The sequence below is a fragment of the Mesorhizobium sp. M8A.F.Ca.ET.208.01.1.1 genome, assembly GCF_004791315.1.
In the GTDB taxonomy this organism is placed as follows: Bacteria; Pseudomonadota; Alphaproteobacteria; order Rhizobiales; family Rhizobiaceae; genus Mesorhizobium.
On the sequence record NZ_SRUT01000275.1, the window covers coordinates 1 to 308 of the forward strand.

Consider the following 308-nt stretch of genomic DNA (forward strand, 5'->3'; position numbering starts at 1 on the left):
GAAAGTTCGGTCGTGAGCAGCGCCACGTCGGCGCGGGCGCGCTCGACCCAATCGTTGAAGACGCGGCCCGAGCTGTGCACCGTGGCGCCATGCCGGCGTTTGGCGCGCATGCCGAAGCGGGCGCGCGCCGCCGCGGCGCGGAAGCGGTCGCGGTCCGGCGTATCGGCGACCTCGGGACCCACTTCGATATAGAGCACTTTCTGGCTGCGCTTGGTCACCGCGATGAGGAAATCGGCGCGGTTGTCGCTCAACTGGTCGGGCGCCTGCGAAAACGAGATTGCCGAACGCCGCGGCAAGCCGTCCAGGCC

Annotated in this window: 1 pseudogene; it reads right to left on the reverse strand. The window is 69.5% G+C overall.

Annotated elements, in window-relative coordinates:
* Nucleotides 1–308: pseudogene (locus EN851_RS35275) on the reverse strand (amylo-alpha-1,6-glucosidase); the annotation flags it as partial.